The sequence below is a fragment of the Clostridiales bacterium genome, assembly GCA_014799665.1.
Taxonomy (GTDB): Bacteria; Bacillota; Clostridia; order Christensenellales; family Pumilibacteraceae; genus Anaerocaecibacter.
Genome location: JAAVHP010000002.1, coordinates 1 through 21,377 on the forward strand (window position 1 = coordinate 1; position 21,377 = coordinate 21,377).

14 protein-coding genes and 1 pseudogene are annotated in these 21,377 nt (G+C 53.2%); 3 read left to right on the forward strand and 12 right to left on the reverse strand.

All coding sequences use genetic code 11. The features are described from left to right. Positions 1-43: 43 nt before the first annotated feature. Positions 44-292 (reverse strand): hypothetical protein, encoded by a 249-nt coding sequence (locus HDT28_00030; GenBank protein ID MBD5130975.1) that lies wholly within the window; start codon positions 290-292, stop codon positions 44-46. 143 nt (positions 293-435) lie between these two features. After that, positions 436-1,005, reverse strand: coding sequence for a hypothetical protein (locus tag HDT28_00035; GenBank protein MBD5130976.1), 570 nt, complete (start codon positions 1,003-1,005; stop codon positions 436-438). 88 nt (positions 1,006-1,093) lie between these two features. Between HDT28_00035 and HDT28_00040 the strand changes: the two genes are divergently transcribed. Further along, positions 1,094-1,636, forward strand: coding sequence for a hypothetical protein (locus HDT28_00040; protein MBD5130977.1), 543 nt, complete (start codon positions 1,094-1,096; stop codon positions 1,634-1,636). A 911-nt stretch (positions 1,637-2,547) separates the two neighbouring features. Here HDT28_00040 and HDT28_00045 read toward each other — a convergent pair. The 4 genes and pseudogenes from HDT28_00045 to HDT28_00060 form a co-directional block, all read right to left on the reverse strand. Further along, positions 2,548-2,748, reverse strand: a pseudogene (locus HDT28_00045) (sulfurtransferase). A 1,157-nt stretch (positions 2,749-3,905) separates the two neighbouring features. Then, on the reverse strand, positions 3,906-5,516 hold the full coding sequence (locus HDT28_00050; protein ID MBD5130978.1) for a hypothetical protein: 1,611 nt from the start codon (positions 5,514-5,516) through the stop codon (positions 3,906-3,908). 193 nt (positions 5,517-5,709) lie between these two features. Continuing rightward, positions 5,710-7,962 carry a glycoside hydrolase family 2 protein gene (locus tag HDT28_00055; GenBank protein MBD5130979.1) on the reverse strand — a complete coding sequence of 751 codons (2,253 nt, stop codon included), beginning with the start codon at positions 7,960-7,962 and terminating at the stop codon, positions 5,710-5,712. 203 nt (positions 7,963-8,165) lie between these two features. After that, complete coding sequence (locus HDT28_00060) at positions 8,166-8,867, reverse strand: DUF421 domain-containing protein (GenBank protein MBD5130980.1); 702 nt, start codon at positions 8,865-8,867, stop codon at positions 8,166-8,168. Between the two features lie 224 nt (positions 8,868-9,091). Here HDT28_00060 and HDT28_00065 point away from each other — a divergent pair, with 224 nt between their 5' ends. Further along, entirely contained in the window at positions 9,092-10,780 is a 1,689-nt protein-coding gene (locus HDT28_00065) for an ABC transporter ATP-binding protein (GenBank protein ID MBD5130981.1), read from the forward strand. Positions 10,781-10,782: 2 nt separating this feature from the next. Further along, positions 10,783-12,552, forward strand: coding sequence for an ABC transporter ATP-binding protein (locus HDT28_00070; GenBank protein MBD5130982.1), 1,770 nt, complete (start codon positions 10,783-10,785; stop codon positions 12,550-12,552). Between the two features lie 152 nt (positions 12,553-12,704). On the opposite strand, the gene HDT28_00075 is transcribed toward HDT28_00070, so the two are convergent. The 6 genes from HDT28_00075 to HDT28_00100 all read right to left on the reverse strand — a co-directional run bounded on the left by HDT28_00075 (position 12,705) and on the right by HDT28_00100 (position 21,307). After that, positions 12,705-13,790, reverse strand: coding sequence for a polysaccharide deacetylase family protein (locus HDT28_00075; GenBank protein MBD5130983.1), 1,086 nt, complete (start codon positions 13,788-13,790; stop codon positions 12,705-12,707). 108 nt (positions 13,791-13,898) lie between these two features. Continuing rightward, positions 13,899-14,627 (reverse strand): nucleoside phosphorylase, encoded by a 729-nt coding sequence (locus HDT28_00080; GenBank protein ID MBD5130984.1) that lies wholly within the window; start codon positions 14,625-14,627, stop codon positions 13,899-13,901. A gap of 117 nt (positions 14,628-14,744) precedes the next feature. Beyond that, positions 14,745-15,464, reverse strand: coding sequence for a hypothetical protein (locus tag HDT28_00085; protein MBD5130985.1), 720 nt, complete (start codon positions 15,462-15,464; stop codon positions 14,745-14,747). Positions 15,465-15,506: 42 nt separating this feature from the next. Beyond that, positions 15,507-17,543, reverse strand: a complete 2,037-nt coding sequence (gene hflB / locus HDT28_00090; GenBank protein ID MBD5130986.1) for an ATP-dependent zinc metalloprotease FtsH — start codon at positions 17,541-17,543, stop codon at positions 15,507-15,509. A gap of 260 nt (positions 17,544-17,803) precedes the next feature. Further along, entirely contained in the window at positions 17,804-18,511 is a 708-nt protein-coding gene (locus HDT28_00095) for an AAA family ATPase (GenBank protein MBD5130987.1), read from the reverse strand. Positions 18,512-18,781: 270 nt separating this feature from the next. After that, entirely contained in the window at positions 18,782-21,307 is a 2,526-nt protein-coding gene (locus HDT28_00100) for a S1 RNA-binding domain-containing protein (protein ID MBD5130988.1), read from the reverse strand. Between the last annotated feature and the right edge of the window lie 70 nt (positions 21,308-21,377).

Sequence of the window (21,377 nt, forward strand, 5' to 3'; positions counted from 1 at the left end):
AGGCAAGAAACTTTTAGTGTCGTGTTTTTGCTTGGGTGGTTCATTATTTGTTACACCCGAGTAATGTCTTAACAATATTAATATCTCTACGCCACTTTGGAATGCGTAGGCAAGGAACTTTTACGTTAATATGTTTTAACGTAGTAAAACCACGACTACTGTCATTCCGAGGGTGGCGAGGAATCTCTTGAAGCGGCTTGATAGCGGCATAAGCAGTAAAGAACACAATCGATTGAGTTAAGTAAAACAAAAACACAGATAACAGCCGTTCAGAACGCTTTCCGTTATCCATGTTTTAATTTCGATATTAATTTTTCTGTAACCTGTATCCGCGGTGAGATTTCTCGCTTCCGCTCGAAATGACACAAGCAAAACCGCTTCCACTTTCTACAATCGCCCCGTAGGGGGACCCTACGCCCTATACCCTGCGCCCTGTTACACCAGCTTCTCTATAATAGACAAGAACTTATCGACCTTGTTATCGTCGAGCGTGGATAAATACTCGGTGAGCCGCGAAAAGTTATCGCGTTCTGCTTTGGCGTACGGATCGCGGTAGGCAATGCCGCGCGAACTCAGCGACTGCATGATTTCCTCGACCGTCTTGCGGTGCGAGCGCAGTACCGACCGATACTTGTTCTGATACCTCAGCGCGAGCCTGTCGTCGCCGCCCGCAAGCTCGTAAATCGCCTTGCGCACGCTCACGCCGCGCCCGCCCGCTATGAGCACGCACTCGACAAGACTGTAAACCTCGCTGTCCGTGAACGGCACGAACCGTTCGCGCTCGACGGTGCAAGCCCGAATACCGAGCTTGTCCGCGACCTCGGGCACGAGCTCGAACGTTTTGGCTTGACCGTAATAATAATTACGCACCGAGTTGACCGACCTGCCCGTGCGCTCGGCAACGCGCCTGAACGCGCCCGTAAGGCTCTTGCCCTCGCGCCGCGCGCCGTCGCAAAGCGCAAACAGCTCGCGCGTTTGTTCGACCGTCCAATTGTTGTTGTTCATTGTATGATACCACCTTTTATAACGATAATATAATAATCGACAAACCAAAGCATGAATATACATACAATCGAAAAAATATACTTAGCGTATGGAACTGCATATACAAACCGATTTCGACTGTGTGTTCAATATCAACGGCGAGTTCGTCGAGCGTTGCGACAGCCTGCAAATGCAAGAGTACGACGTAGTGTACGTTACCGTGCTCCCGTTAAACGCGGGTATGCTGCCGTATACCGTCAAGCTCGTGGCGACCGAAAGCCTAAAAACGCCGCTCGCCTGCGGCATACGCCTTTCGCCCGAGCACTACCTGTTGCTGCTCGCGCCGCACTATCCCGTAGTCTACGGCTGCGCGCCGAACAAAACCCCGACCGCGCCGATAAGCCCGATAACGCGGCTGTTCTCGCTGATCAAGAACTGCGAGGAAAACTCGGCTTATGCCATGCTCACCGACAACCTTAAACGCGATATCGATAAGAAAACGCTTATCGGCTTCTTCGACGGTTACGAGCGCATAGCCGAGTGCTCGTGGAAGAACGACGGCGAGTTCTATCTTATCGACAAAAACGGCAACGCCAAACTACATTCGTATACCGTCAAGGACGGCTTTATCGACGATATTGTGGAAAAGTAGGGTTCAGGGCGTGGTGGGACGTAAGGTACCCCTGCGTGGTGATTATAGAAAGTGAACGCCTAATCGCTACTCGCCTTCCCCAAATGGGGGCATGGGGGTGGCATACTACTGCGGTCATGCCGAACACGCATTTCCCCGCACAAAAAAGCTCCGTTCTTTCGAACAGAGCCTTTTTTGTGTGTGGTTAAATGTTATCGTGATTATGCTGCAAGGGTAGTCCCGACATATGTTACTTTCAGCTCGTAATCGTTATTGTCTGCGCTGATATCAATCGTAACGGTGTAGTAGCCTTCTTTTTCAATATTGCAGTTGTTACCGTTCCAGTTATAAACACCTTCTTCTTCTTTCCAAACGCTATGCCCCTTACCATCATCGCAACCTACACGCGCCTTAATTTGATCGCCCACGTATAAATAGACCACAATCTCATAGACGCCCGTTGTTGAAGTTTCCGTCATTTGGAAGCCACTGAACCAATCGTAACTACTCATATTTCTCGATTGGTACTTACCTACAAGGTAAACTCCTTCGGAAATTTTTACGGAATCATCACCGGAATCGAATTGTTTATAAGTAAGCCCTTCATTTTTATCCACGTCGAGATGTTCTGCTTGTTTAATTACCCAAAGTTTCTGGTAATCATCGTTTTCCGAATCAAAAGTATAGTACAAGCCGACGTACGTTCCTGCCGCGAGCGTGAAGCTCTCACCGTCGTCCAAATACGTAGCGTCACCGCCGGACTTGGTCTTATCGATACCAACAATTACGCCGTTGTAAGCGATTTTGACGGTTGCTTCTTCCTCTAAGACAAGACCCTCAATCATAACTTCGTAGTCTTTTTCGGGATTGACCGTGAACGTTGCGGTAAGCTTAGTGGTACCGGCGTATACGCCATCTTCTATCGTTTCACCTTCACCGCCGGTCTCTCCGCCGGTCTCTCCACCGGTTTCGCCGCCGGTCTCCCCACCGGTTTCGCCGCCAGTCTCACCACCGGTTTCGCCGCCGGTCTCTCCACCGGTTTCGCCGCCGGTCTCTCCACCGGTTTCGCCGCCGGTCTCTCCACCGGTTTCGCCGCCGGTCTCTCCACCGGTCTCTCCACCGGTCTCGCCGCCTTGTTCGGGTGCTTTGATAACGTATTCACAAACGTCGCACTTGCCGTCGTCGTTGGCGTCTACGTGCGCGGCTTTATCTTTGGTATCGTTGCAGTCTTCGTCGAGGCAGGTGTGCCAGTGACTGGTGGCGTCGGGCGTCCATTTGTCCGACCAGTTATGCGAGTCGCCGCCGGAGCACGCTACGGCGCCTACGCCCATTGCTAAGCACATTGCGCCCGCCGTGATAGTTGCAGCTAATCTTGATAATTTGATTTTTTTCATTTTTCCCTCATGAATGAAATTTGTATTTAAGAAAAACCGTAAGGCAGGCTTTTAACCTAACCGATTAGATAGCTTCCCCTATGCTTTTTTCTCATACATACATTATACTACTTTTTTATGATTTGTCAATATCCGTTAAGAAAATTTTTTTAATTTTTTCCCCGTACTTCTTTGACCTACTTCTTTGAAAAGAAGTAGGCAAGAAACTTTTAAGCTAATAATTTCGGTGCGAAAAAGCACACCTCCTGTCATTCCGAGGGTGGCGAGGAATCTCTTGAAGCGGCTTGATAGCGGCATAAGCAGTAAAGAACACAATCGATTGAGTTAAGTAAAACAAAAACACAGATAACGGCCGTTCAGAACGCTTTTCGTTATCTGTGTTTTAATTTCGATACTACCCTATTGTAAACCTTATCCGCGGTGAGATTTCTCGCTTCCGCTCGAAATGACACAAGCCAAAAAAGTTACGTTTTTCGGGATAAAAGTGGTTATAACTAACACGCAGATTATAAATATACACTTTTGAGGGGGCACGAGGTGCCGTTTTTAGAATAAAAACCCGAACACGCGATAATTAACCTCCACCTTTTGGGGGGAGGGGGACCGCTTGCGGTGGAAGGGGCATAATAGATAAATAAGAAGTAATAGTGAAAAGTGAATAAGTTAAATGTTTTTCTATATTTACCATTTACCTATTAACTCTTCTCTTTTCACTCTTACCTATAATGCCCCCTCCCCTACCCCTCCCCCAAGGGGAGGGTGGGTTTTTCGGGCGATTAAGCATAACACACTTTATTCCAACACGCAAAAAGAGTGGTTAAGCTTAACCACTCTTTTAATAACTAGCTTAAAGTTTTCTTCGCTTCCTTCTTGTTCACAAGAAGGAAGAAAATAAACTATTCTTCCGTAGAATCGTCCTCGGTATCGTTGCCTTCGAGGATATTCTTGATTTCCTCCTCGGTCGGCTGGTCGAACTCGGCGATCGTGCCGACGAACTGCGCTTCCATACCCTCGGCGCCGTCGACCTTATAGAAATAGGTATAGCCATCCGCCCAGTCGTCGACCTTGGCGAAGTACGTGAAATACCCCGCCGCGTAGTCGCAGCTTATGCCCGCGGAAGTGGTTTCCTCGGCGAGCAATTGCGCCTCGCCGTAGCCGTCGAGATTAGAGAACAGCGGCGCGCGGTAGAAATCGTTGCTCGATCCCGCGAAGTACAGGTAATTGCCCTGAATAAACTGCGGCGTGCCCGCAGTCGCCGAGATAACGCCCAAGCGCGGCGTGGAATTGCTGTTGGTGTACAGCACGAGCGCACTGCTCGTCTGCGCCACGAAATACACGACGTTCGACTTAGTATCGGCACGGAACGGATAGACCGAAGTAAAATCGCTCGAAATGAACGTAGGGAACCGTCCGCTTATGTTCGAGTTCGGTTCTTCCGCTTTCTCCTGCTCGGCTTTATACGCCGCCGAGTATTCCATAAGCTTGTTGTGCAGGTTGTCGTAAGCAAGCACGGTATTGCCCGCGCCGTCCGCCGTGCGGTAGAACAGTATGCCGTCGCGCACGCCCTCGATCGTTTCGGTATTGCCCGTCATGGACACGACGAAGTTATCGCTGCCGTCGGGGCGCATAGCCTCGATGACCGTGCCCGCGCGCTGCGTATCGTCGTCGGTGACCGCACGCACGAAATAGATAAAGTCCTCGGGCGTGTTGTTGGCTATGCCCGTATAGTAGGTATCGCGTACGGGGAAGTATACGCTCGTAGCTTCGACCTCGTAAGCCACGGGATCGTAGACCTTCGCTTTATCGGCGTTTATCTTGACCGACACGATCGTGCCGTCCTCGTTGACAACGAGATACACGAACCCGTCATGCTTATAGAACGCGTACGCCGCCGAACTGGTATCGACCTTTTCGCTCGTGGTGTAGATCTTTTTGGGCGAGCCGCCGTTCAGTGGCATCATGAAGAAATCGGTACTCGTGGTCTGAACGGTACCCGTCGAGTTCTTCTCGTTATTGGGCGAAGCAAAGAACACGGCGTTGTCGTAAATGAATATGCCGCCCGTCGCGTACCCGCTCGTACCTATCGTCTTGGGCGCGATCTTGGCGTTATCGATAATATCCTTGGGCTCGCCGAAGTAGTCCTCGCCCGCCGTGAACTTGAACTCGTAGCCCTTGTCGTCGAGCTCGGGCATGAACGTGTTAAGCCCGGTGTTCTTGTCCTCTGCGGTCTTGCCGTTGAGCTCGGCGCGGTAAAGCGCGCCCTTAACGGTCTTGTTCCAAACGTTGGCGTTGCCGTCGGTATCGTCGTAGCCGCGCGTGCCGTTTATAAAGTACACGTAGTTGCCGTAGGCAACCGCCGAACCGCCCTGGCTTGTGACGATATGCGAAGTGTCCTGCGCGTCGAAGCTTATCGACGAATAATGATCGCCCGAGCAACCCGTGAGCGCTATCGGACAAGCGGCAAGCACGGCGGCAAGAGATATTGATACGAGAGTGCGTTTTTTCATGGTTTCTCCAATAAAGATTATAACCTATAAAATAAATTGTATAATAGTGTTTTACGAAAATGAGTTCCCGACGGCTTAGTCGCGCCGTAGACGGACAACAGTCGGTGAGCCGCCGACGGGAGTGTAGACCCACCTACATGACCTAGGCGGCGAGCCGAGCGTAGTTCGTATACGGTGATGAATACGCCGTCGGTTAATTCTTAATTTTAAACGATATCCTGTTCGACGACAGTCCGTCGCCCGAAATCTTGACTACCGCTTTGTTCTCGGCGGGGTCGGGTCTTATGACCGCAAGCGCTCTGCCGTTAAACGCGGGACAGGTATCGAAGTCGGTTTTCCTGAGCATGGGGTCGGCGTTTATGAACGCGACTAGCTCGCCGCCCGTAACGCTCGCCGTAAGATTGCGCATAGCGTACGGCACGAGCGTACCGTCCTTATCGCACACTTCAACGGTGACGAACCCGAAGTCGCCGCGCGCGACCGATAGGTTCTTATCGAACGCGGAGAGCCTGACCGTTTTGGGCGAGCCCGCCGATTTGAGCGAGGTCCTTGCGCACTCGACGCCTTTAAAGTACGCGACCGCTTCGAGCGTGCCGGGATAGTAGTCGACGGAGAACGAAGCGATATGCCTGTTTATCTTGCCCGCGAGCTTGCGGCCCAGAAGCCGACCGTCGAGGTACAGCGCGACTACGTCGCCCGAGGTGTACACCTTTACGTTCACGCGCTGACCGAGGTGACGCGGCCAGTTCCACATACTGACGGGCTCGTCCGTTTCGGGATCGGATACCGTGATATACGCGACGTTTCGCGCGCCGAGGAGTATGCGTTTATACACGGCTTGCGGTTTCTCGCAGCCGATAGCGTCAATATCGCCGAGTGTGTTGAGTATCTCGTTGAGCTTGCCGCCGCCGGGATAGTCGATACCGCACTCGTTAAAGTCGCCTATAACGCTGTCGTTCTTTTCGGTAGCGTCGAGGCTTTCGAAAGCGCGAAGCGAGCTTGTCCGCGCGCCCACGACAATGCGGTTGCGCTTGGCTTTTTCGCTTTCGTACATATTATCCAGATAGTTGAAGCCGCACACGTCGACGAGCTCGAACGCGCCCGCGGTGAGCTTGTCGAACAAATCGTGTTCCCTGCCCGCGCTGATAGCCGCGGCGTCGCTGCCCATCGAGTATTTCTTGCAACCGACTTTTTCGAGCTCTAACGCAGTAGGCACGAACTCGCGCGCCGAGACCGTTACGGGGCGCGTGTCGTCCGTCGCTTTAATTCCGTCCGCGATCATTTTTATTAGCTCGTGACCGTTGTTGCGGTTGTAGCATTCGGGCACGTCGTCCGCTACGCCGTACAGCGCGACCGACGGGTGGTTCCTGAGCACCTTGACGGTGTCGTCGACCGCAATCGTGTTGAACACGCCGTCGAGCGGGGCTTTGTGTGCAATGAGTCTGTCGCAGACATCTACGAACGCGAGCATACCCACGTCGTCGCACGCATCAAGCGCGGCGGTGGTCGGGCAGCCGACGAAGTGCACTGCGTTATACCCTATTTCTTTGAGCAGGGTCAAGCGCCGTACTTCGTTGGAGTATACGGATACGCCGCCGAGCGCCGCGTCCGCATGAGAGAGGTACGCGCCGAACATAAGCGTTTTGTTGTTATTGATATACAGCCCGCGTGAATTGAGCGCACGCGACACCACGCCGAACCGCGTAGCCGCGGCGCACACTTCTTCACCGGTCTGCGAGAGAAGCTTAGCCGACATGGTGTAAACGTACGTGTCGTCGGTCGACCATTCGTACGCATTGGACAAGCGGACGCGCACGGTGAATTCTTTGCTCTGGTCCGCGCGAAGGAATATCTTGCGCTGCTTTTTGCCCGCGCGCTTGCCGCGCATATTGAGCGCGGTGCAGTCGAGCGTGAGTTTGAGCGTTTTGTCGGAGTTGTTATATACGAAAAGCGAGCAGTCGGCGTAGGTTTTGTCGCCTACCGTCGCGGTTTTGACGAACAGACTGTTATACAGTATTTCTGCGGGCGCGTCGAATATGTTCAGCTTTACGCCATCCGCTATGCCCAGACCGATATATTTATCGGACATTTCGGGCGAGGTCACAAGGTCGATTTTGAGCGTGTTGTGCGAGCAAAGCAACGAGCTGTCTATAAAGAACCGCGCAGGACCGTAGCAGTCGATAGTGCCGATAGCCGTTTCGTTCACGTATACCGAGCCGTAACCGCACGAGCCGAGTATGATAAGCTCCGCTATGCCGTCGTTGGTTAGCTTCGGCAGATCGTGCGTGAAAACGGCACGCGCCGACGGCACGTAACCGTTGAGCTGACCGAACGCACACGAATAATCGCGTGCCGCCGACGCGGTAACGTCGTGCGGCAGGCTCGTAACGTATTCCGCCTGCTCGGTAACTACTTTCCAATTCGTGTTTAATTCGACACTTTTCATACTCTCATTATAACAATTAAAGGATAGAAAAGCAAGTAAATTGACCTACTTTCTTTTTCGAAAGAAAGTAGGCAAAGTTTTTTACTGTCGTGTATTTACTTAGGTGGTTCATTAATTGTTACACCCGAGTAATATCTTATCGTTATAAATATCTCTACGACATTCTAAATAGCAAGGCGCGAAAACTTATACCCTTTTTATTTTTATCCGTTGTTTTTGTAATGCACGTTGAACTTATCCGTTTTGTCATCGTACACGGCAAGTATGATATTCGCCAGGTCGCGCTTCTCTTTTATGTTCAGCCGACCGAACAGCCAATCGACGTCCTTGTTTATCTCCGACAGTCCCGAGTACGATACCGCGCCGTCTACTATCAGTACGTCTGTGAGCTCCGCTTTTTCTATCTTGTCTTTATCGAGGTCTTCCATAACGAGCGGCTTTTGCGCACCGACGGGCAGAACGGACAGATCGCCGCTCGGCTCGAATATGGCGTACGCGACGTCTGTAATATCGAAGAACCCTTTTTCGCGGAGCATGGACAGCAGATCGTTCACGTCGATATTGTTCTTTTTGAGCTGTTTGTAGTCTATCTTGCCGTCGTAGATAAGCGTGGCGGGCTTGCCCTTTAACAGGCGTTTAAGGAATGTGTTTTTTCGCCCTATCACGGCGACGAGCAGCGCCAGCACGAAGAATATCGTCATTGCTATCAAAAAGTAGTAAAACGGCACGTCGGTGGTAAACGCCATTTCGGCGGCGATCGAGCCGAGCGAAATGCCGATCGTGTAGTCTATAAATTCGAGCTGGGCTATTTGTTTTTTGCCGAGCAGCTTGGATATTATGAACAGATACACGAAAGCGACCGTGGCGTTGATGAGCACCCAAAATATAGGCTTTATTCCAAACATGATTTTTTCTCCCAAGATATGATAAAAGTTATTCGAGGAGCATTTTTGCTTGCTTGCAAGGGCAAAAATGCGACGACGAGAAATTAGGTGACCGCGACCCTTGGGGCGCGAAGCGCACAAAGTGCGCTTCCCGGGGCTTACCCCGGGATATACCTAATTTATTGCCGTTTTGCAATAACGCTAAACTCTTGACACTTTTTTTCATAAATAATATAATAAGTTATATGATCAAGCTAATGCGATTTCTCAAAGGACACGTGCCCGCAACGCTCGCAGCGCCGCTGTGCAAGCTGATAGAAGCGATTGCCGAGCTTTGCGTGCCCATAATCATCAAGAACGTTATCGACGTGGGTATAGCCAATTCCGACGCGAACTACGTTATCAAGTGGTGCGTTATTATCGGCGCGCTCGCCGTCGGCGGATTCGTTATATCCATAACGGGTCAGTACCTGGCGAGCAAGGTCGCGCTGGGGTTCGGCACACGCCTGCGCGCGGCGACCTTCGGGCATATAAACAAGCTGCCTATCTCGACCGCCGAAAGGCTGGGCGGCTCGTCGCTCGTCACGCGCGTAACGGGCGACGTCACCAACTGCCAAAACGCGCTTAATATGTTTTTGCGACTCGTTCTTCGTATGCCGTTCGTGGTCGTCGGCGCGTTCGTCATGAGCATGATAATCGATCCCGTTCTGTCGCTCATGTTCCTCGCAATGACGGTCGTTCTCGGCGCAACGATCACGCTCGTGCTTCGGCTGACCATGCCGCGCGTGAAAAAGGCACAAAAGAACCTCGACGAGCTGTCGCGCTCGACAACGCAGAGCCTTACCGGCGCACGCGTCATCCGCGCGTTCGGCAAGCAGTCCACCGCCAAAGCCGAGTTCGACGGCACGGCGGAAACCACCGCGCATGTCAATATCGGCGCGGCGCGTATATCCGCGCTTCTCGCTCCCCTCACCTTCGCGGTCGTCAACCTCGCGATAATCGCCGTGCTGTGGTTCGGCGGCATCAAGGTCAATATCGGCGATCTCACGCAGGGCGAAACGGTTGCGCTCATCAACTACCTTAATCAAGCGTTTTTTGTAATAGTCAATATCGGCAACGTGTTCTCGGTGTTTACGCGGTCGGCAGCGTGCGCCGCGCGCGTAAACGAGATACTCGACGAGCCGCTGCCCGACAACGGCGTCGAGACTCAACCGCTTGACTGCGATACCGTGCTCAAATTCGACGGCGTGTCTTTCGCCTACGACGGCGACTACGACGTTCGAGATATTTCGTTCACGCTCAAAAAGGGCGAAACGCTCGGCATAATCGGCGGCACGGGTAGCGGCAAAACCACGCTCGTCGCGCTCGCCGAAAAGTTCTACGAGCCCGCCGCGGGCGTTATCGAATTTTGCGGCAGACCGCTGAACGACTACGACGTCACCGCGCTACGCTCGTTTATCGGGTACGTGCCCCAGCGCGCCGCGGCGCTTCGCGGCACGATCGAAAGCAATCTCACGATCGCGGGCGACGGCGTTACGCGCGAGCAAGAGGAGCGCGCAATGGAGCTCGCCCAAGCCAAGGAGCTATGGGAGAGCCTGGGTCCCGACGGCGAGGTCGCGGGCGACGGCAAAAACCTTTCGGGCGGGCAACGCCAACGCCTGTCGATTGCGCGTGCGCTCTGCCGCGACAATATTTTGTACCTGTTCGACGACGTTACGAGCGCGCTTGACTACAAGACCGAACGCGATTTCGTCAATGCCATGAAGACGGTCGACGGCGCGAAGATTTTCGTGTCACAACGCATAAGCGCGGTATCGGGGTGCGATAATATCCTCGTTCTCGACGGCGGCGCGGTCGTCGGCTACGGCACGCACGAAACGCTCAAAACCTCTTGCCCGCTGTACGCAGAGTTCTGCGCGTCGCAAACGGAGTGATTATGAAAAACAAAAAAACAAAACAGCCGTCGACGATTAAGCGGCTAATGAAATATCTCAAACCGCACACGGGGCTTGTCGTTATATCGTTCGTGTGCGCGATGATCTCGGCGGCGGCTACCCTGTTCGTGCCCGTCGTTATCGGCGAAGCGGTGGACTGTATCGTCGCTTTGGCGGTCGATTTTTACAAGCTCATGATCTATGCGATAGCGCTCGCAGGGCTTATCGTGTGCGTTATGGTGTTCCAGTGGCTTATGAACATAACCGCACAGCGCGCGGCGCACTTGTCCGTTCGCGACGCGCGGCGCGCGGGGTTTGCCGCGCTTGTCGACGCGCCGATAAGCCTTATCGACAGCAAGGCGCACGGCGATCTTTCGGCGCGAATTTCAGTCGACGCCGACCAGATAGCGGACGGCATTATTCAGGGCGCAACGCAGATATTCACGGGCGTTGTCACCATAATCGGCACGCTCGTGTTTATGATACTGATCAACCCGTGGATAGCGCTTGCCGTCGCCGCGCTCACTCCCCTGTCCATGCTCGTATCGTATTTCGTGGCGCGCGGCACGCACAAGTATTTCACCGAGCAGACCAAGGTACGCGGCGAGCTGTTCGCCAAGACCGAGGAGACCGTAAAAAATCGCAATCTCGTAGCGGCATACGGCTATGCGCCGCGAGCCGAGAGCGAGTTCGGCGTGACCAACGACGCGCTCAATAAGTGCGGGTTTAAGGCGACGTTCTATTCGTCGCTCGTCAATCCGTCGACGCGGCTTATCAACTCGATAGTGTACGCGGTAGCCGCGGTCATGGGCACGGTGTTCGCCATAACGGGCGCGGGCGGCACGGTCGTGACCGTCGGCGGCATTACACAGCTTTTGCTCTACGCCAACCAGTTCGCGCGCCCGCTCAACGAGATAACGGGCGTTGTGACCGAGTTCCAGACCTCGCTCGCCGCCGCTAAGCGCGTGCTCGATCTTGCGGACGTCGAGCCGCAGAACGACGACGGGAAAACGCTCGCGGACTGCAACGGCATTGCGCTCGAAAATATCGATTTCTCGTACGTGCCCGAAAAGCCGCTCTTGCAGGACCTTAATCTCGACGTGCCGCAGGGCACGCTCGTAGCTATCGTCGGGCGCACGGGCTGCGGCAAGACCACGCTTATTAACCTACTAATGCGGTTCTACGATCCCGACGCGGGCAGGATATTACTGGACGGCACGGACGCCGCCGAGTACAGCCGCAGCAGCGTGCGCAGTCGGTTCGGCATGGTGTTGCAGGACAGCTGGGTGTTCAAGGGCACGGTGCGAGAAAATATCGCGTACGGCAAGCCCGACGCCACGCTCGACGAGATCAAAGCCGCCGCGCGCGCCGCCGATATCGACGGGTTTATCGAGCGTATGCCGAACGGCTACGACACGATCATCGACGACAGCGACGGCATTTCACAGGGGCAGAAACAGCTGATCAATATTGCGCGGATATTTCTTGTCAATCCGCCCATGCTCATACTCGACGAGGCAACGAGTAATATCGACACGCGCACCGAGAAGCGAGTGCAGAACGCGTTCGATAAACTGCTCCACCCCGATAGCGGCGAGAAGAAAACGGGGTTCGTAGTTGCGCATCGCCTGTCGACCATAAAGAACGCCGACGTTATTCTCGTTATGGACAGCGGCAGGATAATCGAGCGCGGTACGCATACCGAGCTACTCGAAAAAGGCGGCGCGTATGCCGAGCTCTATAAAGCCCAGTTCGCCCGCGAAGCTGCGTAGATTTTTATCTTCTTTCTTGTGAACAAGAAAGAAGCAAAGAAAACCTACTTCTTTGAAAAGAAGTAGGCAAGAAACTTTTAATTTCAATAATAAAAGAGTGGTACAGCTATACCACTCTTTTTATATTAACCTTATTAATTTCTAATTCCTAATTAATAATACCCGCCCTTATACGAGAACGGTCTGAACCGACTGTTATCGTATATCGCGGCGGTGTCGACCAAGTGCTTATAAAGCTTGCCGTAAAGTCTTAGCGCAGTGCCGTCGAACGGTCGGCGGTAGATATACCGCGCGCCGCTGTCATTTCTTTCGGTCTCGGTCGGCGCATTGCTCCCCACGCATAAGAACGTATCGAACCCGTACTGCTTGAATATGTCGTTCTTGTACGTTCCCGCCTTGTGCTGACCCGCGGGATAGCAAAGCACGCGCGTCTCGCCCACTATCGGCTCGATATACTTTTGCCACGCCTTACAGTCCTTGACAAGCCGCTCGGCGTTCACGCTATTAAAGTAGCTATGATAGTACGTGTGCGACGCGAACGTATACCCTAAGTCCTTTAAGTACTGCACGAGTATTTTACAATCGGCGGTATCGCGCTCGACCTGCTCGTCGCTCACCTTGCAATCGGGCGTAACGCGGTAACCGAGAATACCGTTATACCCGTTCACACACAGCGTGGCGCGCCCGCCCGCAAAAGAGAAATCGGGATGCGCTTCGATAAAGCTTTCGAGTATAGTAACGTTCTCGCGCTCACGCGTATACTGAATTTCGTCGTGCTCGGTATAGTCGTATAGCACGCCGTCCTTTAATACGAGCTTATCTATACACCCGCGGTTAGTCGTGTCGTAGGTCATATCGTCGAACGATAAAACAAGCGGCTTTTTGCCGTCGGGCAGTTCTATGGGCGCGCCCGAAAGGACGGAGTCGAGCGAAACGAGCACGTAGCCGTTATCGTACAGCGATTGCAAAAGCGCCTTGAACTCCTTAGCGGTCAAGTGGTCTTTGTCGAAGCAATCGCGCAGCTTATTGGTCGGCGCGAACGCCTTGGCGGTGTCGTACACAAGCTCGTGCGAGAAGATATATTCCACCTCGTTATAGTCGACGAACATACCGCCGTCGATCTCGGTCTCGGCACGCGCCGAAAACCTCGTGACAGCCCCAAAAGCGGCAAGCACGATGACCGCAATACAAATCAATAAAAATAATGCGTTTTTAAGCGTTTGCGTTTTCTTGTTCATATATTATATGTTGAACAAGTAAACCCGTTTTTATTATTTACCCCAAAAGAAAAGTACGGCTATTAAACCGTACTTAATTTAACATAAAAGTTTCTTGCCTACTTCTTTTCAAAGAAGTAGGGCTAATTGCATTGCCCCGTACACCGCCGCCGCCTTGGAATCGGTCAGCTTGGAATGCAGAATATCGTTCGGCTCCCACTCGTCGCCCGCAAGACTGTCCGCGGAAATAAAGAACGTATAGAACTCCTTTTTACGGAAGTTCGCAGCAGCTTGTAACGCCGAGCACTCCATATCCACGCAAATACACCCGTTACCCTTCATCTCGCTCATGCGCGTGCGCGTTTCACGGTAGAACCCGTCGGTCGTCCACGCCCCGCCCGTAACGGTTTTGATCCCGTTCTTTTCGAGCGCGGACTGCACAAACCCGCTGTTAGTAAGCTCTACGTACTCGGTCGTGGGCATATAATGATAGCTCGTTCCCTCGTCGCGGTACGCGCGAGTAGGCACGATAACGGTATGCATAGGCGTAGGTATAAGCGCGCCGCATATCCCGAACGCAATCACCTTTTTCACTCCGCCCGCGTAGATCTCCTCGATCGCCCCGACCGCCGCAGGCGCGCCGATAGGGCTCTGGTAGATCGCCACGCGCTTGCCGTTCAGCTCGCACGCATACACCTTAATCTCAACGCTGCCCGGCATAACGCCTATCGCCTTCGCACCCGTCTTAGCCACAAGCTCGTCGAACAAATGCGTACTGAACGTAGTTATTGCAATATCGGCATTCACGGACTCGCCCAACGGCGCGATTATGCCCTCTTCTTCTATGTACTTAATCATAAATTTCTCCTGTCAAAAAACTTCAAACAGTTAAGCCCAACCGTAATGTTGGGCTTAATACATTTTGTTATAACGTAAAAGTTTCTTGGTTACTTCTTTTCAAAGAAGTAACAAAAACTATCCATTCTTAATTTCTTGCGCAAGCTCGGTAAGCGCGGCGTATGCTGCGGTTGTATTCCCGCGCACCTTAACGGCGGTAATATAATAATTCTCGTGCGTAACGCCGTCATCGGCAGCCTCGTTCATAACACGGTCGTAGATATACGGATAAAGATAAATATCCCCAACGCTGCGATCGGTGTTCTCGATCACGACCTTAACGCGATCGAAATAAATCACCTCGCCGTCAACTTTAAGCGACTGCACGGACGAAGTAACAACCTCGCCGTCAACTATCTCCGCAGGCGCATAAACGAACTCAATCATGTACGCGTCGGCGGTCGCCGATATCGCCTCGATCTCGTGCGCGTCCATCTTGATCTTCTCGCCCTCGGTCGACTTAACAAAGTTATAAGTATAGTCCCACTTCCATTGCAGAACCGCGCTCATAACGCTGAAATCCATTTCGCCGACTGCGTCCTTAATCTTGGTCTGCGCCTTATCGTTAGTCGACTCGGGACTATCGGCGTCCGCCGAAAGCCCGTAGAAATCATACCGCACCGGGTCGCCGAGCCCGCTCAACGGATCGACGCGCACCGCGCAGAGCACGATTATCGTAATGATAATGAGTGCGGCAATCCCGCCGATGATCGAAACCGCAATGTTCGCTTTTCTATGCGACTTGACAACGGTAACGCTGTCGCTCTTGATCGCATTGTTTTTGTCTTTCTTAGCCATATCGTTTTATCCGTCCAGATAGAAATTGATGAATAGAATGATTTACTTATTGTCGTCCTCGCCGCCGTCCTTGGGCTGCTCGTCCTTCTTGGTCGTCGCGCGCTTGATCGGCTTCTTGGTCGACTTAGGCGCTTCGCTCTCGCTCGCCGTATCGCTAGGCTTCGGCTGTTCGGTCTTAGGTTCTTCCGCCTTGACCTCGCTCGGCGTAACCACAGGCGCAGTCGGCGTTGTGGACGTTTCGCGCTCGGTCACGGCATTGAAGTCTGACAGCGACTTTATCGGCGCTTTTTCCATGTCGTCGCGGTGCGCTGCCTTGTAGCTCAGTCGCTCATTGAGCGCGGCCTTGACTTCCTCGGGCGACGCGCCGTTCATGAGCATATCGACTTCCTCGGTATAGATGGTCTCGCACTCTATAAGCACGCGCGCCATGTTATCCAAAATCTTGCGGTTATCGGTAAGCGCCTTGACGGCTTTTGCGTGTCCCTCGTCGATAAGTCGTTTGACCTCGGCGTCGATCGCGTTAGCCACGCTTTCGGAATACGAATGCTGGGTCTGGTAATCACGCCCGAGGAACACCTCTTGGCTTCCGCCGTAGTAGATAGGTCCAATCTTTTCAGACATACCCCACTCGGTGACCATCTTGCGCGCCATGTTTGTTGCCTGCTGAATATCCCCGCACGCGCCCGCCGTGTAGTCCTCTATAACGAGTTCTTCCGCGGCGCGTCCGCCCATAACGCTCGCAAGCCTACCCAAAAGCTGGCTTACCGCTATATGGTTATTGTCGTTATCGGGTCGATACATGGTATAGCCCGCCGCCTGTCCGCGCGGAATGATCGTGACCTCGTGTACGGGATCGCAGCCCTTGACCACGCGCGATACGATAGCGTGCCCCGCCTCGTGGTATGCGGTAATGCGTTGATCGACGGGAGTGACGAGCCGCGACTTCTTCTGCGGTCCCATTTCCACCTTGTCGATCGCCTCGAACATATCCTCCATCGTGATACGCGTACGGTTGTCGCGCGCACAGAGGATAGCCGCCTCGTTGAGCATATTCTCAATGTCCGCGCCCGAGAATCCGCTGGTGATACGCGCGAGCGTTTGGAAATCTATATCCGACGCAAGCGGCTTATTGCGCGCATGGACCTTGAATATCGCTTCCCTGCCGCGCACATCGGGAAGATTGACGTAGATCTGTCTGTCGAATCGACCGGGTCGCATAAGCGCGGGGTCGAGAACGTCGCTGCGGTTGGTCGCCGCCATGACGATGATATGCTCGTTGGACTCGAAGCCGTCCATAGCTACAAGCAGCTGGTTGAGCGTTTGTTCGCGCTCGTCGTTACCGCCGCCCATGCCCGCGCCGCGCTGACGCCCTACCGCGTCGATCTCGTCGATAAAGACAATGCACGGGCTGTTCTTTTTGGCTTGATCGAAAAGATCGCGCACACGCGACGCGCCTACGCCGACGAACATTTCGACAAAGTCCGAACCCGACTTGGAGAAGAACGGCACGTTCGCCTCGCCTGCAACGGCTTTTGCGAACAAGGTTTTACCCGTTCCGGGCGGGCCTACGAGCAGCACGCCGTGCGGCACGCGCGCGCCGACCGAAGTAAACTTCTGCGGGTTTTTAAGGAACTCGACGATTTCTTTGAGCTCCTCTTTTTCTTCTTCCGCGCCGGCTACGTCTGAGAACCGAATTTTGAGCTGGTTCTGCATATTGGTCTTGGTCTTGCCGAAGTCCATGGTCGAGCGCGTGGAATTGTTCATCGCCCTGAACATGAAGATCATAAGCACGACGAGCAGAATCAGCCCGAGCGCGGGAATAATATACTCGGTAATGGAAGTGGCGTATCGGTTATTGAACGACAGAATGATCTCGGTCGCGTCCTCGCCTTTTACTTCGTAGTACCTATCGATAGCGTCGGTCACAAGCTCGAACCTGGCATACGCCTTGTACTTGAACGACTTGCCGCTGTCGTCGGTGCGCACGTACACGGTGTCGTTTTCGAGATAGATCTCGACCACGCTTCCGCTGTTGATGTCGGCAACAAGCTCGGTATACGTTTTCTCTTTAAGCCCCATGGACGCGTACACGACCACGCCGATTATAACGCCGATAAGAATAACGCTTATTACCGCAATTAGAACTTTGGTACTTGTTTTCAAATAACGATCCTCCGCAACGGGGAAAACCCGAAAGCTTTGTATTTAACGCCGTAACCCAGTACAATAGCTATATTGCCTATTCTACGGGTAGCTTATCATTTAGTATAACACTTTTATGCGAATTGTACAAGCGTTTTTCGCCATATCGGGGTATTTTTAATCTTCTTTTAATGAATTCAATCGTCAAACAAATATCTCTGCATTTTTTCGGGACAAGACAAAAAGCGACTGTATATCGAGAAGATCTCGGTGTCCTTATAATCAATATGCCGAAGATTATCGTCGGCGTTTAATATCACCCCGTCATAGTAAGAAAGAAGTATCGGCGAGTGCGTTACTATAATAAACTGCGATCCGCTTTTAGCGAGCGCGTGCATTCTCGTCAACAACCGCATTTGATTTTTCGGCGAAAGCGCGGACTCGGGCTCGTCCATTAAGTATAACCCATTACCCGCAAAACTATCGAACAGTCTATTAAACGCTTCCCCATGCGACTGTGAATGTATCGGCATTTCCCACGACTCGCGGAACCCCTCGAACGCGTTCGCCATGGTATAGAACGATTCGGCGCGAAGAAAATACTTCCACTTCGGCGGCAAGCCCGATTTTAATACGGTAAGATAATCATGTAGCTTGGAAGTGGTATTGATCGTTTCGTACATCATGTTCCGCGTACCGCCCTCGGCGCTCAATCCCATAGCGACCGCAAGCGCCTCGATAACAGTCGACTTGCCCGACCCGTTTTCCCCGACGATAAACGTGACGGGCTTTTCGAATTGGAGCTCCGTCAAACCTTTAATCACGGGAATATCAAACGGATACCTGTCGAAGCTTTCCACTTCCGCGCGCCGTAGTTTTATCCCTCGTATGAATAAACTGTTCATATTTACTCCCGACAGACCAAAAAGCAACGCCAAAAACCGACGTTGCTTTGTTGACCTATATATTATTTGAAAACGAAACTTTTATTCGGGTGAAATCAATAACTCATCGCTGAGAAAACACACGACACCGAAAGTTTCTTGCCTACCGCTTTACAAAAAGGCAACTTCCTTCCTGTCGCACCGCTCTTATTCGGGTGAAATCAATAATCAAATATTAAGAAAACACACGACACCCAAAGTTTCTTGCCTACTTCTTTTCAAAGAAGTAGGTTATCTTTTGCCGTACTTGCCCATGAGCGCGGCGAGCTTTTCTTCCATCGTCATATTCTCGGTCGAAGGCGCGCGCTCGTCATCGCGGTCGCGATAACCGCTCTGGCGGTTGCGGTCGAACTCCCTGCGCGGCGGACGCTCACCGTCGTTACGGAACCGATCTCCGTCGCGGCGCGGACGGTCGAACTTTTCGCCGTTCGCCTTGCGCTGTTCGTATTCGGCTTGACGCTTTTCGCGTTCTTCCTTGCGTTTGAGATACTCGGCGTGCTTTTGCTCGCGCTCGGCTTTATTCTTCTGCCACTCGGCTTTCTTTTCGGCACGCTCCTGCTTTTGCTTTTCGTGATCCGCCTTGCGCTTGTCGCGGGTTGCGGGATCGAGCATGGTGAGCGCGATACGGTGCTTTTGGTTATCGACGGACAGCACCCACACGTTGACCTTGTCGCCGACCTTCAAAACGTCTGACGGGTGACGGATATAGCTGTCTGAAATCTCTGAAATGTGCAGCAAGCCGTCCTGGTGCACGGATATATCGACGAACGCGCCGAAGTCGGTAACGTTGCGCACAACGCCGACTATCTGCATACCTTCTTTGAGGTCGTTCATGTCCATGAGATCAGAACGGAGAATGGGCGGGGGCAGTTCGTCGCGCACGTCGCGGCCGGGCTTGATAAGCTCGGTAACGATATCGTTGAGCGTAGGCACGCCCACGCCGATCTCGGCGGCAACGTTCTCCTCGCCCGCGTCCTTGACCTTTTGCGGAAGGTCGCCGAGCTTACACGCCTTGACGTCGGCTTCGGTATAACCGAACTTTTCGATCAGTTTTTTGGCTGCGTCGTAGCTCTCGGGGTGGACGGCGGTGTTATCCAACACGTTATCGCCGTCGGCTATCCTGAGGAAGCCCGCGCACTGCTCGAACGCTTTTGCGCCGAGCTTGGGAACTTCCAATAATTGTTTGCGCGACCCGAACGGTCTGTTCGAGCGGTACTCTACTATGTTCTTGGCAATGCCGCTATTAAGCCCCGAAACGTACGCAAGCAGCGCGTACGACGCGGTGTTAAGGTCGACGCCAACGCTGTTTACGCAGTCCTCGACTGCCGCTTCGAGCGACGACACCAACCGCTTCTGCGGCATATCGTGCTGGTACTGTCCTACGCCGAGCGAACGCACGTCGACCTTGATGAGCTCGGCGAGCGGATCGAGAAGCCTGCGCGCGATCGATATGGCGCTGCGGATAGTAAGGTCGAGTTCGGGGAACTCCTCCGCGCCGAGCTTGCTGCCACTGTACACGGACGCACCCGACTCCGACACAACGGCGTACGACACAGGACGGTCGAGCTCTTTTATGAGCTCGGCGACGAAGATCTCGCTCTCTTTGGAAGCGGTGCCGTTGCCTATCGAAATGCAGTCTACGTTATATTTATTAATGAGCTGTTTAAGCGTCGCTTTCGCCTGTTCGGTCTTGTTCTGCGGCGGCGTGGGATAGATGACCGCGCTGTCGAGAAACTTGCCCGACGCGTCGATAACGGCTATCTTGCAGCCCGTGCGGTACGCGGGGTCGAGCCCGAGTATGACCTTGCCTTTGAGCGGCGGCTGCAACAACAGCGGTTTGAGATTGCGCTCGAACGTTTTGATCGCTTGCTCGCTCGCTCTATCGAACAGCTCCGCGCGGACCTCGCGCTCTATGCTCGGCGAGATAAGGCGTTTGTAGCTGTCCTCGATCGTGCGGTCGATAAGCGCGTCGAACGCCGAAGCCTTTTTCTTTGCGGCGGATATGGTCGCGAGCGCCTTTACCTCGTCGACCACTACCGAGACTTTAAGGCATTCTTCCTTCTCGCCGCGCGTCACCGCGAGAACACGGTGGCTGGGCACGGTCGCGACCGCTTCGTCGAACTTGAAGTAGGTCTCGTAGACCTTTTTCTTCTCGTCGTCCTTGCAGCTCTCGTCGAGAACGGCGGTTATGCGACCCGAACTAAGCGCCTGCTCGCGCAGTGCCTTGCGGATAGCCGCGTCGTCTGAAATGCGCTCGGCGATAATATCGCACGCGCCGTCGATAGCGGCTTTGCTGTCGGGAACTTCTTTTTCCGCGTCGATATACGGCGCGGTAAGCTCGGCTTCGTCGTAGCTAGTAAGCTCTTGCGCCTCGATGATATCAGCGAGCGGTTCGAGCCCGCGCGCGATAGCGACGGATGCACGGGTCTTTTTCTTCTGCTTGTACGGGCGGTAGATATCTTCCGCCTCGGTGAGCGTTTTCGCGTTGTCGAGCGCCTTAGCGAGCTCGTCGGTCCACTTGCCCTGCGACTCGATAGAAGCCTGAATTTCTTCCTTGCGCTTGATCAGACCTTTGAGGTACTCGTACCGCTCGCTGAGCTCGCGGATGACTTGGTCGTCGGTCGCGCCGTGCATTTCCTTGCGGTAGCGCGCGATGAACGGAACGGTGTCGCCCTGATCCAGTAGGTCGACGATGTTCGAGCAGTGCTCCTCTTTGAGGCTGAATTCCTCGGCAAGTTGTTTCTTTACGTCCATAATATCCTCGTTACAAATGCGGCTTTTTGCGTTTTCTGCCGCCTTTGTATTTTACTACATTTATAAAATAAAA

Coding starts and splice junctions, on each gene's coding strand:
- HDT28_00030 (MBD5130975.1), bottom strand. CDS start 292: ATGGATAACGGAAAGCGTTCTGAACGGCTGTTATCTGTGTTTTTGTTT.
- HDT28_00035 (MBD5130976.1), bottom strand. CDS start 1,005: ATGAACAACAACAATTGGACGGTCGAACAAACGCGCGAGCTGTTTGCG.
- HDT28_00040 (MBD5130977.1), top strand. CDS start 1,094: ATGGAACTGCATATACAAACCGATTTCGACTGTGTGTTCAATATCAAC.
- HDT28_00050 (MBD5130978.1), bottom strand. CDS start 5,516: ATGAAAAAACGCACTCTCGTATCAATATCTCTTGCCGCCGTGCTTGCC.
- HDT28_00055 (MBD5130979.1), bottom strand. CDS start 7,962: ATGAAAAGTGTCGAATTAAACACGAATTGGAAAGTAGTTACCGAGCAG.
- HDT28_00060 (MBD5130980.1), bottom strand. CDS start 8,867: ATGTTTGGAATAAAGCCTATATTTTGGGTGCTCATCAACGCCACGGTC.
- HDT28_00065 (MBD5130981.1), top strand. CDS start 9,092: ATGATCAAGCTAATGCGATTTCTCAAAGGACACGTGCCCGCAACGCTC.
- HDT28_00070 (MBD5130982.1), top strand. CDS start 10,783: ATGAAAAACAAAAAAACAAAACAGCCGTCGACGATTAAGCGGCTAATG.
- HDT28_00075 (MBD5130983.1), bottom strand. CDS start 13,790: ATGAACAAGAAAACGCAAACGCTTAAAAACGCATTATTTTTATTGATT.
- HDT28_00080 (MBD5130984.1), bottom strand. CDS start 14,627: ATGATTAAGTACATAGAAGAAGAGGGCATAATCGCGCCGTTGGGCGAG.
- HDT28_00085 (MBD5130985.1), bottom strand. CDS start 15,464: ATGGCTAAGAAAGACAAAAACAATGCGATCAAGAGCGACAGCGTTACC.
- hflB (MBD5130986.1), bottom strand. CDS start 17,543: ATGGGGCTTAAAGAGAAAACGTATACCGAGCTTGTTGCCGACATCAAC.
- HDT28_00095 (MBD5130987.1), bottom strand. CDS start 18,511: ATGAACAGTTTATTCATACGAGGGATAAAACTACGGCGCGCGGAAGTG.